The following is a 13,650-nucleotide window of genomic DNA, read 5'->3' as shown; positions in this document are numbered from 1 at the left end:
TCACGAGAACGGCCGCCCCTTTCGGGGCGGCCGTTCTCGCGTTGTGCCGGCGTCGTGCGTCGATTCGGTTCCGGTCGCACTTGGTGTCGCTCAATCGTGCTTTGGGCGGCCGCAATCGCGACCGGAGTGGGGGCGGAGCGATGCGAGACGATCACCCGGCGTGCTGTGCGGCCCAATGCGGGCTCTGGATGAGTCCGAGCAGGTTGCCGAACGGATCGCTGACCGACGCCGACCACCAGCCCTCCCCGCGCTGCGTGATCGGGTCGAACGCGGTGGCGCCGAGATCGAGGAGCCTGGCTACCTCGGCGCGGATGTCGTCGACGTGCATGCTCACGAGTGCGCCACCGGGCTGCGCCAGCGCGGGGCGGAAGCGGGCATCCATCAGGGCGAACTCGTCCTCGTCGTCGCCGAACCGCCACTCCGCGTACTGCGTCGGTCCCTGCTCCGGACGGGTGAAGTAGGGAGGCGAGTCGAAGACGGCGGTGTACCAGGCGACGGCGGCGGGCATGTCCTCGGCGACGAGGTTGAGATTGGCGAGACCACGGAACATCGGATTCTCCTTCTGTGTGGGGGTGTTTCTTCTATGCTTTCGGGTGAAGTGATCACCTACTGATCACTTCAGAAAAGAGATTCCGATCCGCGCCGACCGCCTCATCCAGGCGCTTCTGCTGCTGCAGGGCAGAGCGCACATCACGGCCGCCGAGCTCGCCGCCGAGCTCGAGGTCTCGGTGCCGACTGCGCGCCGCGATCTCGAGGCGCTGGCGATGTCGGGCGTGCCGATCTATCCGAGCCGGGGCAGGGGTGGGGGATGGAGGCTCATCGGCGGCGCGCGCACCGACCTCACCGGGCTCACACAGGGCGAGGTGAGCTCGCTGCTCGTGGCGCTGAGTCAGAGCGGCGCGGCGACCCCCGAGCGGATCGCCGCGATACGCAAGCTCATCCGCGCGGTGCCCGAGCCGTTCCGGGAGGGGGCGCAGCGTGTCGCCGCCACGACGGTGCGCGAGGCCCCCTGGGGGGCGACGGAGACCGACGCGGTGCCGCCCGCGGTCGCGGAGCTGCAGCGGGCGATCGCGGGCGGCTTCCGGGTCGAGCTGCGTTACGACGGTGCGTCCGCCGGGGCCGCATTCGAGGCGGTGCCGGTGATGGTCGGCAGCCGAGGGGCGCGCTGGTACCTGATCGCCGCACCCGTGATCGCGGAGACGGATGTGGCCGACGGGGCCGCGCTGCGCACGTATCGAGCGGATCGGATCCTCGACGTCCGCGTGCTGTCGTCCCGTGGTTCGGTCGCGGCGGGCTTCGACCACTCGCGGGTGTGGTCGGAGATGGTGGAGCGCGTCGAGGAGATGCGAGGGTCGGTGCGGGCCGTGGTCGGTGTCGAACCCTGGGCGGTGAAGGCGCTGCGCGATCGGTTCGGTGTGCAGGCCCGGATGCTCGCGGATGCGCCGGACGGCGAGGGGCGCGTGCGGATGGAGATCAGCGCGCACCGCGTCGACGCCCTCGCCGAGCAGCTCGCCGGGTGGACGGGGGCGGCGGAGGTCATCGAACCTGCCGCCGTGCGCGTCGCCCTCCGGCAGCTCGGTGAGCGGATCGTGTCCCGGTACCGCGACGCCGGGCACGGTCCGCAGGAGTCCTCCTGATCGGGTAGACTTGTGTGGTTTGTGCGGCGCTTCGGCGTGCGCAGAGACGACCACGTTCCGGAAACGCCGGATCCGTGGGAGAAGCGGATGCTCCGGCATCCGATTCGATGAAAGGAAAGAGAATGGCACCGAAGAAGAAGGTGACCGGCCTGATCAAGCTTCAGATCAACGCCGGTGCAGCTAACCCGGCGCCGCCGATCGGCCCCGCGCTCGGTCAGCATGGCGTCAACATCATGGAGTTCTGCAAGGCGTACAACGCCGCGACCGAGTCGCAGCGCGGCAACGTCATCCCCGTCGAGATCACCGTCTACGAGGACCGCAGCTTCACGTTCGTCCTGAAGACCCCGCCGGCGGCGGAGCTCATCAAGAAGGCCGCGGGCGTCCCCAAGGGTTCCGCGACCCCGCACACCGTCAAGGTCGCGAAGATCACCAAGGACCAGGTCCGCCAGATCGCCGAGACCAAGCAGGCCGACCTGAACGCGAACGACATCGAGGCCGCCTCGAAGATCATCGCCGGCACCGCCCGTTCCATGGGCATCACGGTCGAGGGCTGAGGAGAATAATCATGGCTACCAAGTCCAAGGCTTACAAGGCTGCCGCCGAGAAGATCGAGGCAGACCGTTTCTACACCCCGACCGAGGCCGTCGCCCTCGCGAAGGAGACCGGCTCCTCGAAGTTCGACTCGACCGTCGAGGTCGCGCTGAAGCTCGCCGTCGATCCCCGCAAGGCGGACCAGATGGTGCGCGGCACCGTCATCCTGCCCCACGGCACCGGTAAGACCGCCCGCGTCATCGTCTTCGCCACCGGCCCCGCGGCCGAGGCAGCGATCGCCGCAGGTGCAGATGAGGTCGGCGGCGCCGAGCTCATCCAGAAGGTCGCCGATGGCTGGACCAACTTCGATGCCGCCGTCTCCACCCCGGAGCTCATGGGCCAGGTCGGTCGTCTCGGAAAGGTGCTCGGACCGCGTGGTCTGATGCCGAACCCGAAGACCGGCACCGTGACCCCGAACCCGGCCAAGGCCGTCGAGGAGATCAAGGGCGGAAAGATCGAGTTCCGCGTCGACAAGCACGCCAACGTGCACTTCGTCGTCGGCAAGGCATCCTTCACCGCAGAGCAGCTCGACGAGAACATCGGCGCAGCGCTCGAGGAGATCGTCCGCCTCAAGCCGTCGAGCTCGAAGGGCCGCTACATCCAGAAGGGTGCGGTGTCGACCACGTTCGGCCCCGGCATCCCGCTGGACGTCAACGCCATCTGAGTCTGACTCCCGAAACGCCCCCGGTCCGCCCGGGGGCGTTTCTGCGTTCTCCGAGGCGTCGCGAAACGAAACGTCATCGGATGCGGCGAACCGCCGCGCCCCGCGTACTGTGGGTGAGTTCCCGCGACGGTCGCGTAAACTCGCACCGCGCTTCACACCCCAGGAGGGTTCATGTCCCGTCGTCTCATCGCCGTCACCGCACTCGTCGTCGCCGCTGCAGCGCTCACGGCCTGCAGCGGATCGAGCACACCCGCGAGCACCTCGGACACCGGCGGGAGCTCCGACTTCGGTCTCGTGCAGGACGGAACGCTCACGGTCGCGACCGAGGGAACCTACCGTCCCTTCAGCTTCCACGGCGACGGCGGCTCGGGTGACCTCACCGGCTTCGACGTCGAGATCATCCAGGCGGTGGCCGACAAGCTGGGCCTCGAGGTGAAGTTCCAGGAGACGCAGTGGGATGCGATCTTCGCCGGACTCGATGCCGGGCGCTTCGACGTCATCGCGAACCAGGTGTCGATCAACGACGAGCGCGAAGAGAAGTACCTCTTCAGCACGCCGTACACGGTCTCGCCCGGCGTGATCGTCGTCGCCGAAGACGACGACTCGATCTCGTCGTTCGACGACCTCGACGGCAAGACCACCGCGCAGTCGCTCACGAGCAACTGGTACGAGCTGGCGACCGAATCCGGCGCGAAGGTCGAGGCGGTCGAGGGCTGGGCGCAGGCCGTCGAGCTGCTGCGTCAGGGACGCGTGGATGCGACCGTGAACGACAAGCTGACCTTCCTCGACTACGAGACAACCAACAGCCCGACCGGGCTCAAGATCGCGGCAGAGACCGATGAGGCGGGCGAGCAGGCCTTCGTGTTCACGAAGGACAAGGAAGCGCTCGTCGACGCTGTCGACGGCGCGCTCGAGGAGCTCCGCGCCGACGGGACTCTCGCGGAGATCAGCGAGAAGTACTTCGGCGAAGACGTCACGAAGTAGTCGATGGAGAGCCCCTGGCAGCTGTTCTTCGATTCGCTCGGGCCGATCGCCTGGGCGGGTCTGACGGCGACGGTGCCTCTGGCGCTGCTCTCGTTCGTCCTGGGGCTCGTCATCGCGGTGGGCGTCGCGCTGATGCGGATATCGGTGCACCCGGTCGTGTCGGGCGTCGCACGGTTCTACATCTCGGTGATCCGCGGCACGCCGATGCTCGTGCAGCTGTTCGTGATCTTCTACGGCATGCCGTCGATCGGGATCACGCTCGACCCATGGCCGAGTGCGATCATCGCCCTGTCGCTCAACGTCGGCGGCTACGGCGCCGAGGTCGTGCGTGCGGCGATCCTCTCGGTCTCGAAGGGGCAGTGGGAGGCGGCGTACACGGTCGGCATGAACCGCACCCGCACGCTCACCCGCATCATCCTGCCGCAGGCGGCGCGCGTGTCGGTGCCTCCGCTGTCGAACACATTCATCTCGCTCGTCAAGGACACGTCCCTCACCTCGCTGATCCTGGTGACGGAGCTGTTCAAGGTGGCGCAGCAGATCGCGGCGACGACGCTCGAGTTCATGGTCGTCTATCTCGCCGCAGCACTGGTCTACTGGGTGTTCTGCCTGGTGCTGTCGTTCGGCCAGAGCGCCCTCGAGAGGAGGCTCGACAGTCGTGTCGCCCACTGACAACACCTCCGACGCACTTCTCACCGCCCGCGGGCTGCGCAAGAGCTTCGGTGACAACGAGGTCCTCCGCGGCATCGACCTGACGCTGCACCGGGGCGAGGTCGTCGTGCTCATCGGCCCCAGCGGTTCCGGCAAGACCACGGTGCTGCGCGCGCTCAACGGCCTCGAGACACCGGATGCCGGGACGATCGTGGTCGCCGGCGGGCCCGACCTCGACTTCGCCCCGGAGGCGAAGCCCTCGGCCCGGGTGCAGAAGCAGAAGCGCCTCGCGCTCCGTGACCGCTCAGCGATGGTGTTCCAGCACCACAACCTGTTTCCTCATCTGACGGTCCTCGAGAACGTGATCGAGGGCCCGTGGCGGGTGCAGGGGCGTCCGAAGAACGAGGTCGTGTCCGAGGCGCTCGCGCTGCTCGACCGGGTCGGCCTGGGGGACAAGGCGCACGCGCGTCCTCATCAGCTCTCGGGGGGCCAGCAGCAGCGTGTGGGTATCGTGCGGGCGCTCGCCCTCAAGCCCGATCTGCTGCTGTTCGATGAGCCGACCAGCGCGCTCGACCCCGAGCTGGTGGGCGAGGTGCTCCTCGTGATCAAGGAACTCGCGGACGAGAACTGGACGATGGCGGTCGTGACCCACGAGCTGAGCTTCGCGCGAGAGGCGGCCGACCACGTGCTGTTCATGGACGGCGGGGTGGTCGTGGAACAGGGGCCGCCGGCCGAGCTCTTCAGCGCGCCGAAGCATGAGCGCACGCAGCGGTTCCTCACGCGCATCATGCGACCGCTCGACGGCGCCTGATCCTGCTCCCTCCTCGCCTTGCGTGCGGATCGGTGGCAGGATGCCCTCGTGGGAACCATCGACGACTACCTGTCAGGGCTCACTCCGGCGGATCGTGCGGCGATCGACCGGGTCTACGCGGTCGCGCGTCAGGAGGTGCCTGACGCGGAGCAGGGCAAGGGCTATGGGATGCCCGCGCTCGTGCACGGCGGCAAGGCACTCCTCTCGGTGATGCGCGCCAAGAAGCACATCGGCATCTACCCGTTCAGCCCGGATGCGGTCTCCGCGGTCGCCGGCCTCCTGGAGCGGCATCCCGGTGTCAGCGTCGACAAGGGGACGATCCGGTTCCAGCCTGAGCATCCGATCCCGAGCGATGTGCTCGAAGCTCTCGTCCGCGCCCGGCTCTCCCAGATCGACGGGGCTTGACGCCGTCAGGCCCCCAGGACCGGCGCGACCAGGCTGATCGCGATCGCGATCATCACCACGGCGATCACGGCGTCGAGGATGCGCCACGACCGCGGTGTGCGTAGCCAACGGCCCAGGTAGCGGGCGCCGAACCCGAGCGCTGTGAACCACAGGAGGCTGGCGGCGATGGCCCCGCCCGCGAAGAGCCAGCGCTCGTCGCCGTGGGTGGCTGCGATCGAGCCGAGCATCAGCACGGTGTCGAGGTACACGTGTGGGTTGAGCCAGGTGAGCGCGAGCGTGGTCAGGATCACGGGCGCCAGACGTGTGCGGGTCCGGGTGGTGGTAGAGGTCTCCGCGGCGATGGATCCCGAGCCGGGGGAGTCTGCGGTGTCGACGTCGAGCTCCTTACCACCGCGCCATGCCCGTCGCGCTGCCAGGATGCCGTAGGTCAACAGGAACAGCGCCCCTGCCCAGCGGGCGACGACCACCAGCCAAGGCGCGGCGGAGAGGACGAAGCCGAGCCCGGCGACGCCCGCGGCGATCAGCGCCGCGTCGGAGAGCGCGCAGATGATCACGACGGCGAGGACGTGCTCCCGACGGATCCCCTGACGCAGCACGAAGACGTTCTGCGCGCCGATCGCGACGATGAGGGAGAGGCCGAGTCCGAGGCCGGCGAGAACGGTGAGCATGGATTCAGCTTAGGAATGGGAGAAGATGAAAGGAAGCGAAGATTCCTACCGGGACATTAGGATCGCTAATGTGCGCATCGATCCGGAGCTGGCGACGACTCTCGCCGCGATCATCGACGAGGGGACGCTGGACGCCGCCTCGAAGCGGTTGCAGATCACTCCCTCCGCGGTGAGTCAGCGGCTGAAGACACTCGAGCAGCAACTCGGTCGCATCCTGGTGGTGCGCACGAAGCCCGCGCGGTTGACGGAAGCGGGAGAAGCGGTCGTGCGTCTGGCGAGGCAGGTCGCCCTTCTCGAACACGATGCGCTCGTCGGTGTGGGGATCGATGACGCCGGGGCCACGCGTCGCATCAGCATCCCCCTCGCGGTGAACGCCGACTCGATGGCGACGTGGTTCCTGGCCCCTCTCGCACGGCTCTCGGCTCGCCACGACGTCGACTTCGACCTGCACCGCGACGATCAGAACTTCACCGCGCGTCTGCTGGAGTCCGGCACCGTGATGGCGGCCGTCACGAGCGAGGAGGCGCCGGTCTCCGGATGCTCGGTGTCTCCTCTGGGCGTGCTCGAGTACCGGGCGATGGCCGAGCCGGGATTCGTGCAGCGCTGGTTCGCGGACGGGGTGACCGCGACCGCCCTGGCTGCGGCGCCGTTCGTCGACTTCGATCGAAGGGACACTCTGCAGCACGAGTGGCTCCGAGCGATGGCCGTCGGGCAGGAAGGAGTGCCGCGCCACTACGTCCCGGCATCGCACGACTACGCCCTCGCCGTCGGGCACGGGCTCGGGTGGGGCATGGTGCCGCTGCTGCAGGAGGCGCCCGGCCTGGTCCCCCTGGGCGGACCGGCCCTTCGCGTGCAGCTCTTCTGGCAGCAGTGGAATCTGCGGTCCGAGCTGCTCGACACGATCGCCGGGGAGATCGCCGCCGAGGCGCGTCGTGTGCTCGGCGCGTCGGTCAGTCGTCCGCGTTCGCACCCGGCGTCACGCCGGAAGCGAGGGCGTGCAGAAGCCGGGTGAGGCTCCCGATGTCGGTGAGGCTCCAGTCCTCGAGCGTGCGAAGCAGTCGGCCTTCCTGCGGCAGTCTGGCCGCAGCGAGCCGCTCCTCGCCCTGTGGGGTGAGCTGCAGCAGGAACGAGCGGCCATCGGAGGGGTCGGGCGAACGTCCGATCAGCCCGAGGTCCTCCAGCTCGCGCACCGTGCGGCTGACCTGGCCCTTGTCCATGAGCATCCGCTCGGACAGGGTCGACACCGTCACGCGTTCGCAGCGCGCGATCGTGGTGAAGATCTTGTAGGCGCCGGGGAGCAGGCCGGGGCTCACTCGATTCGCGTTCTCCGTGATCACGCGACGGAAGTGCGTGATCAGCTCGCCGAACTCCGCCTCGAGGGCGCGGACCGCCGCGGCCCGCGCCTCCGGGGTGTCGGTGACGTGGTCAGCGTCGGACATCGGATGCCGTATCGCCGTGGTCTCCCGTACGTTCGGGCACCGCCACGGCGCCGGTCGTCGGCGCTCCCGACATCGCCGTCGCATCGGCGATCGCGACGTCGGCGGCATCGTCCACCGTGCCGTCGACGGACTTCTTCTCGGCAGCATCCGCCTGGGCGCGTTCGCTCGTCGTCATCGTCGTGAGCGGGCGGTTCGGCAGGAACAGGATCGCGATGAGGCTGATCACGGCCAGCGGGATGCCGATCAGGAACGCGTGGGAGATCGCCTGCGCGTAGAAGTCCTCGATGATCGAGCGCACGGGCTCCGGGAGGAGCCGGACCTCGGGCAAGGTGCCGCTGGAGAGCTGCGCGGCGACCTCGGCGCCCTTGTCGCCGAGCTGCGCGATCGCGGCGCCGATGCGTTCCTTGCCGTCGCTGAACAGCCCGGTGAGGCTGTTCGCGAGCACGGCGCCCATGACCGAGACGCCGACCGTGCCACCCAGGCTCCGGAAGAAGGTCACGCCCGAGCTCGCGACACCCATCTCGCTGGGCTTCGCGACGTTCTGCACGATGAGCACGAGGTTCTGCATCGTCATGCCGACGCCGGCGCCCATCACGAACATGTAGATCGAGACCAGGACGAAGTTCGTGTCGTAGTGCAGCGTCGACAGCATCACGGAACCGGCGATCAGCAGCACGGAGCCGAGGATCAGGTAGCCCTTCCACTTGCCGAAGCGGGTGACGAGCTGGCCGATGACCATGGAAGAGATCAGCAGACCGGCCATCATCGGCAGCGTCATGAGCCCGGCCTCGGTCGGCGTGGCGCCGCGGGAGAGCTGCATGTACTGAGCGAGGTACACCGAGGTGCCGAACATCGCGACGCCGATGGAGATGGAGGCGAGCACCGACAGTGTGAATGTGCGGCCGCGGAAGAGCGTGAGCGGGATGAGCGGCTCGCGCACCTTGAGCTCGACGATGACGAAGGCGATGGCCGAGACGATCGCGCCGCCCACCATGAGCACCGTCTCGGTGCTCCACCAGTCGAAGGCGGAGCCGGCGTTGGTGATCCAGATGAGGATCAGCGAGACGGCGGCGGACAGCAGCACGATGCCGACGTAGTCGATCGAGACCTTTCGGGTGCGCTCGGTGCTGATGTGCAGTGTCTTCTGCAGGATGATCAGTGCGGCCACGGCGAAGGGGAGCGCGACGAAGAAGTTCCAGCGCCAGTTCGCGACGTCGGTGATCCATCCGCCGAGCAGCGGACCGCCCACGGTGGCGACGGCCATCACGGCGCCGAACAGGCCCATGTAGCGGCCGCGCTCACGCGGGCTGATGATGTCGGCCATGATGACCTGGCTGAGGGCGGCGAGCCCGCCGCCGCCGATGCCCTGGATGGCGCGGAAGGCGATGAGAGTGTTCGTGTCCTGCGCGAAACCTGCCGCGGCCGTAGCCCCCACGAAGATCACGATCGCGATCTGGATCAGCAGCTTGCGGTTGAACAGGTCGGCGAGCTTGCCCCAGATCGGGGTGGAGATCGCCGTGGTGAGGAGGGTCGCGGTGATGACCCAGGTGTAGGCGGCCTGGTCGCCACCGAGGTCGTGCACGATGACGGGCATCGAGGTGGAGACCACCGTGGTGGCGATCATCGAGACGAACATGCCGAGCAGGAGGCCGGTGAGGGCTTCGAGCACCTGGCGATGCGTCATCTTGACGGGGGAATCCGTGGTCATGCGTGACCTTTCGCAGAGTGTGTGGAGATGCTGCGACAGCTCTGGCGCGCGCAAGATGGTTGAACTGCGTCAACTATACTCCGGTCGTTGATATACGTCAACGATTTCAGGAGAGGTTTCGGGTCTGCGCGGGATGAGCGAATGTCCTGCGCGAAATCGCCTTGTTCTGCGGGTGGGGCAAGGAGAGGATGGCGCAAACGCGCGGATGCGGGTCGTTGAGGGGCGACTGGAGCACAGGCATTCCCGTGGTTCACGAATTCCTGAGGGGGAAGCGACATGGCAACCAAGGCAACCCAGCGCAAGATCCTGGCGGTACTGGCGGGCGGGCTCGTGCTCGGTGTCGGTACCGCGGTGACACTCGCCGTCTGGAACGATTCCGAGTTCGCGAACGGCACGTTCACCGCCGGGGCGTTCAACCTGGAGGGATCGACCGACGGCAGCGCCTACGCCGACCACGACTCCGCCGGCACCGCGGCGACGCTCGCCTTCACCCTGCCGGCGGGCCTCGTGGGCAACATGTCGCCGACGAGCTCCGTGTACGCGGGGTTCTGGGTGCGCCTCGGCGTCGGCACCACGAGCGGGGCGGACCTCGTCGCCGACGGCGCGACCGCCGACCCCGCGGCGAGCTCGAACTCCGAGCACCTCTCCTACTCGATCTACCAGCTCGCACCGGGCGCGACCTGCGACGCGGCGTCGGCGACGGGGACGCCGATCGCCACCGGCACGACACTCGAAGCGCAGACCGGTGTGACCACGGTGCCGCTCACGGCCGGGGCGACGGCGACCGATCCGGGCACGGCCGTGCAGCTGTGCTTCAAGGTGACGGCGGACGCCGCGCTCGAACCGAGCCTAGTGACCAACGCCACGTGGAAGTTCACGGCGACGTCGACGAACTGAGCATGCGATGGTCACCCGCAGCGAAGCGCGGGAGAGGCGGCGGCTGCGCTCCCGTCGGCTGAGAGCCGTCCTCGCGGGCGGGCTCGTGTTCGGCATCGGCATGGCGGCGACCCTCGCCGCGTGGAACGATTCCGAGTTCGGATCCGCGAACTTCACCGCCGGCAGGTTCGACATCGTCGGCGCCACCGACGGGACGACGTTCTCGAGCCACGCGACGACGGGAGCCGCCGCTGCGTTGAACTTCCAGCTCGCCCCCACCGCCATGGCGCCGGGGAACTCCACGTATGCGCTGTTCAGTGTGAAGACCGCCAACCCCTCGGTCGCGGGGACACTGCAGCTGAGTGCGGGAACGCCCGGGGGTACGGGTCTCGCGACGTATCTGACGTATGGCGTCCGCACGATCGCCGGCACCACCTGCAATGCGACCACCTACGGGGCGGGCACCGCGGTCGTCGCAGACGGATCCGCGCTGACGGCGGGCGGTTCGGCGACGCAGGTCGTGACGGCGAACGGCGGGGCGCAGGTCAACTACTGCTTCGCGGTCACACTCCCGACGACGGCACCCAACGCCGCGCAGGGGCTGACGATGACGCAGACCTGGCAGATCCAGGGGACATCGTCGTAACAGGAGCGGACGGCAGGGAGGAGGACGAGATGACGACCCCGGCGACACGGCGGAGCCTACGGGAAACGGGCTCGGCGTCGGACGCGATCGATCGGCACCCGGTCGCCGTCCCCGCGCGTGCGCGGTTTCGACCGGGACGGATCATCGGCGACGCACTGCTCTGGCTCGCCGCCGCGGCCGGCGCGGTCTGCATCCTGCTCGTCGTGCTCGCCGTCACCGCGCAGATCACGCTCATCATGTTTCGCACGGGCTCGATGTCGCCGACGATCCCTGCGGGCTCCGTCGCCGTGGTGCAGCGTGTCCCCGCCAGCGAGATCGAGGTCGGCGACATCGTGACGGTCGACCGTGAGGGAGAGCTGCCGGTCACCCACCGAGTCACCACGATCGCCGCCGGCACGAGAGCGGACGAGCGCATCATCACTATGCGCGGCGATGCGAACGCCGCGGACGACCCGTTCCCGTACCCGGTGTCATCTGTACGGACCGTGCTGTTCTCCATCCCCGGCATCGCCATGATCGTCGCAGGCATGGGCAACCCGGTGGTTCTCGGATCGCTGACCATTGCGGCCACGGCGCTGGTCGTCTGGGCCTTCTGGCCACGCGGGCAGCGCCGCTCCGGACACGATGTCGAGGGGACCGGGCCATGAGACGCGCGCTCGCCGCCCTGCTTCTCGCGGCCGTCGCGGTCGCGATGCCGTCAGCCGTGTGGGCGGCGCCGACGACTCAGGTCATCCAAGGGGCGGTTCTGCGCCTCGTCTCCGTCGCGGACTGGGCGGCGGCCGGCAGCCTGCTTCCAGGGCAGCCCGTCGAGTGGGATGTCGCGGTGAGCGCGGACGCGCCGGATCCGGGAGTCGTGCAGATCGCGGTCAGCGCGACGGGTGATGCGCAGCTGCTCCTCGATGTCTCGATGTGCCGTCAGGCCTGGACAGCCGGCGGGTGCCCTGGGGGTGCGACCGAACTGCGCACGGGCTGGAGCATCCCGCGCGACGGGGAGGAGATCCCTCTGACGCAGATCGCCGACACCGAGACGGCGCACCTCCGGCTCGCCATCTTCCTGGATCCGGCGGACGGGACCGGCAGTACCGACGTCCGCGTGCTCGCGCAGGGTGCGGGGGAGAGCGTGTCCGTCGGGTCGGACGGCGGGCTCGCGACGACGGGGTCACCGCTCGGCGTGCCCTGGGCGGTCGGTGCCGGGACCGTGCTCGTCGTCGGGGGAACGGCGCTGGTGCTCCTCCGTCGCCGACGTGCGGGGTCCACGGCGGAGGGTGCGAGATGAGGCGTCACGCGCGTGCACGCATCCTCGCCGGTGCGGTCGGTCTCGCGGTGCTCGTCGGAATCGCGACATCGCCCGCCGTGCAGATGACCGACGCCGCCTTCACCGACAGCGAGTACGCCGCGGGGTCCTTCACCGCGTCGACGCTGGCGAGCCCCGTGGTCACCTCCTGCACGGTGACGAGCTTCCTGGGGACGTTCACCGGCTTCACGATCAGCTGGACGTCGCCCTATCTGAAAGCGCAGCAGCGATTCTCCATCAACAACGTCGTCGTGGACAACACCAATGTCACGCAGAGCGGGTCGGGTCCGTACACCTACACGTCCACCATCAGCTCGGGTTTGCTGAACACCCTGTTGGGGAGTCTCCTCGGATCGACCAACGCGGTGAAGGTCGAGACCGTCTACTCCGGAACATCGTGGGTGTCTCCGGCGGCGACGCGCTCGTTGTCGGTCGGCGGGCTCCTGGGGCTCGGCGGCAACAACACCTGCACCTGAGGAGTGCCGCCGCCTCGGCGGCGTGTCAGTCGGCGAGTGCCAGCGCGCGGAAGGCGTCGCGTTCGCGGAGCTGCTCGCGGCGGCTGGCCGCGGCATCCATCACCTTGCTCGGGATCTGCTGACCGGTGGTGCGTCGGTACAGCTCGTCGATGAGGTCGGTGGCGAGTCCGACGAGCTTCGCGATCTCGCGGTCGTCGCGGTCGATCCACACGCAGCGCGGTTCATCGTGGATCGGGGCGAAGTCGACGTGCTCCTCCCACACGAACAGCGTCCGCTCGGCGCCGAGCACGTGCTGCTGCCACCACACCTGACGGAGGTACGTGCGAGGGATGCCGCGGAACGCCTTGTTCGTGGTCTTGATCTCGGCGAGCTTCACGCGCCCGTCGGGGTCCACCGCGATGCCGTCGGGGGTGGCGAGGTGGCGGTGTTCGACCTCGGCCCGGAACAGGGCGGAGGAGGGGAGGATGCCGTGTGTCGCCGCAACCCAGGCTGCGATCTCGGGCTCGCGCCGCCGCCCGTGATCGGTGTACGCGTTGCCGCCGAATCGGGGTCCGCCGCCGAGTTTCGAGTCCGCCGCCCGGGCGATCGAGCGCTCGGAGGTGAGTCCTGCGACGTCGGTGGCGGTGATCCCGCGCGAGCGCGCTCGCAACCATGCGACGCGGTCGCGGGAGTCCGCGACGATGCGTGCAGAGAGTTCCGGGGTCACCCTTCGACCCTAACCCCGCCCGCCGACCCTTCCTCCCTCCCGCACCGCAGCGGTGATCCTCCGGTCCGTCCACCCGTGCTGGAGGAGGTCTGTCCGC

18 protein-coding genes are annotated in these 13,650 nt (G+C 68.6%); 13 read left to right on the top strand and 5 right to left on the bottom strand.

The genetic code is table 11. The features are described from left to right. Positions 1–151: 151 nt before the first annotated feature. Positions 152–550, bottom strand: a complete 399-nt coding sequence (locus tag CQ042_RS16760) for a VOC family protein (RefSeq protein ID WP_105671593.1) — start codon at positions 548–550, stop codon at positions 152–154. Between the two features lie 79 nt (positions 551–629). Between CQ042_RS16760 and CQ042_RS16755 the strand changes: the two genes are divergently transcribed. The 7 genes from CQ042_RS16755 (at position 630) to CQ042_RS16725 (ending at position 5,740) form a co-directional block, all read left to right on the top strand. Further along, positions 630–1,637: a WYL domain-containing protein gene (locus tag CQ042_RS16755; protein WP_308736987.1), complete on the top strand. Its 1,008-nt coding sequence runs from the start codon at positions 630–632 to the stop codon at positions 1,635–1,637. Between the two features lie 122 nt (positions 1,638–1,759). Continuing rightward, complete coding sequence (gene rplK, locus CQ042_RS16750) at positions 1,760–2,191, top strand: 50S ribosomal protein L11 (RefSeq protein ID WP_091027467.1); 432 nt, start codon at positions 1,760–1,762, stop codon at positions 2,189–2,191. 11 nt (positions 2,192–2,202) lie between these two features. Further along, on the top strand, positions 2,203–2,892 hold the full coding sequence (rplA, locus tag CQ042_RS16745; protein WP_046747865.1) for a 50S ribosomal protein L1: 690 nt from the start codon (positions 2,203–2,205) through the stop codon (positions 2,890–2,892). 171 nt (positions 2,893–3,063) lie between these two features. Next, complete coding sequence (locus tag CQ042_RS16740; RefSeq protein WP_105671591.1) at positions 3,064–3,876, top strand: amino acid ABC transporter substrate-binding protein; 813 nt, start codon at positions 3,064–3,066, stop codon at positions 3,874–3,876. 3 nt (positions 3,877–3,879) lie between these two features. Further along, the gene (locus CQ042_RS16735) at positions 3,880–4,545 is read left to right on the top strand and encodes an amino acid ABC transporter permease (RefSeq protein WP_105671590.1); all 666 of its coding nucleotides are present in this window, start codon (positions 3,880–3,882) and stop codon (positions 4,543–4,545) included. After that, a complete protein-coding gene (locus CQ042_RS16730; protein ID WP_105671589.1) occupies positions 4,532–5,335 on the top strand; it encodes an amino acid ABC transporter ATP-binding protein in 804 nt (267 codons plus the stop codon). The genes CQ042_RS16735 and CQ042_RS16730 overlap by 14 nt, the downstream gene beginning before the upstream one ends. Positions 5,336–5,383: 48 nt before the next feature. Then, the gene (locus CQ042_RS16725; RefSeq protein WP_105671588.1) at positions 5,384–5,740 is read left to right on the top strand and encodes an iron chaperone; all 357 of its coding nucleotides are present in this window, start codon (positions 5,384–5,386) and stop codon (positions 5,738–5,740) included. A gap of 5 nt (positions 5,741–5,745) precedes the next feature. Here the strand turns inward: CQ042_RS16725 and lysE are convergent, their stop codons facing one another. Further along, positions 5,746–6,408, bottom strand: a complete 663-nt coding sequence (gene lysE / locus CQ042_RS16720) for an L-lysine exporter (protein ID WP_105671587.1) — start codon at positions 6,406–6,408, stop codon at positions 5,746–5,748. Positions 6,409–6,478: 70 nt separating this feature from the next. On the opposite strand from lysE, the gene CQ042_RS16715 reads away from it, so the two are divergent. Further along, positions 6,479–7,420, top strand: a complete 942-nt coding sequence (locus tag CQ042_RS16715; RefSeq protein ID WP_105671586.1) for a LysR family transcriptional regulator ArgP — start codon at positions 6,479–6,481, stop codon at positions 7,418–7,420. On the opposite strand, the gene CQ042_RS16710 is transcribed toward CQ042_RS16715, so the two are convergent. Together CQ042_RS16710 and CQ042_RS16705 are read right to left on the bottom strand one after the other, a co-directional pair. Then, positions 7,359–7,847, bottom strand: a complete 489-nt coding sequence (locus CQ042_RS16710) for a MarR family winged helix-turn-helix transcriptional regulator (RefSeq protein WP_105671585.1) — start codon at positions 7,845–7,847, stop codon at positions 7,359–7,361. The two genes, CQ042_RS16715 and CQ042_RS16710, sit on opposite strands and share 62 nt — an antisense overlap. Then, entirely contained in the window at positions 7,834–9,555 is a 1,722-nt protein-coding gene (locus CQ042_RS16705; RefSeq protein WP_105671584.1) for an MDR family MFS transporter, read from the bottom strand. Before CQ042_RS16705 ends, CQ042_RS16710 begins: the two co-directional genes overlap by 14 nt. A gap of 276 nt (positions 9,556–9,831) precedes the next feature. On the opposite strand from CQ042_RS16705, the gene CQ042_RS16700 reads away from it, so the two are divergent. The 5 genes from CQ042_RS16700 to CQ042_RS16680 are packed head-to-tail and all read left to right on the top strand — an operon-like array spanning position 9,832 to position 12,847. Beyond that, positions 9,832–10,452 carry a SipW-dependent-type signal peptide-containing protein gene (locus CQ042_RS16700; protein WP_105671583.1) on the top strand — a complete coding sequence of 207 codons (621 nt, stop codon included), beginning with the start codon at positions 9,832–9,834 and terminating at the stop codon, positions 10,450–10,452. A gap of 7 nt (positions 10,453–10,459) precedes the next feature. Beyond that, positions 10,460–11,077 carry a SipW-dependent-type signal peptide-containing protein gene (locus tag CQ042_RS16695; protein ID WP_105671582.1) on the top strand — a complete coding sequence of 206 codons (618 nt, stop codon included), beginning with the start codon at positions 10,460–10,462 and terminating at the stop codon, positions 11,075–11,077. A gap of 29 nt (positions 11,078–11,106) precedes the next feature. Beyond that, entirely contained in the window at positions 11,107–11,724 is a 618-nt protein-coding gene (locus CQ042_RS16690; RefSeq protein ID WP_105671581.1) for a signal peptidase I, read from the top strand. Next, positions 11,721–12,353: a hypothetical protein gene (locus CQ042_RS16685; protein WP_105671580.1), complete on the top strand. Its 633-nt coding sequence runs from the start codon at positions 11,721–11,723 to the stop codon at positions 12,351–12,353. The genes CQ042_RS16690 and CQ042_RS16685 overlap by 4 nt, the downstream gene beginning before the upstream one ends. Continuing rightward, positions 12,350–12,847: a hypothetical protein gene (locus CQ042_RS16680; RefSeq protein ID WP_105671579.1), complete on the top strand. Its 498-nt coding sequence runs from the start codon at positions 12,350–12,352 to the stop codon at positions 12,845–12,847. The genes CQ042_RS16685 and CQ042_RS16680 overlap by 4 nt, the downstream gene beginning before the upstream one ends. Before the next feature lie 25 nt (positions 12,848–12,872). Here CQ042_RS16680 and CQ042_RS16675 read toward each other — a convergent pair whose 3' ends face one another. Next, on the bottom strand, positions 12,873–13,553 hold the full coding sequence (locus CQ042_RS16675) for a YqaJ viral recombinase family protein (RefSeq protein ID WP_105671578.1): 681 nt from the start codon (positions 13,551–13,553) through the stop codon (positions 12,873–12,875). Positions 13,554–13,650 lie beyond the last annotated feature (97 nt).

The sequence above is a fragment of the Microbacterium sp. MYb62 genome (assembly GCF_002979475.1).
GTDB lineage: Bacteria > Actinomycetota > Actinomycetes > Actinomycetales > Microbacteriaceae > Microbacterium.
This window is presented reverse-complemented; position numbering and strand designations above follow the sequence as displayed.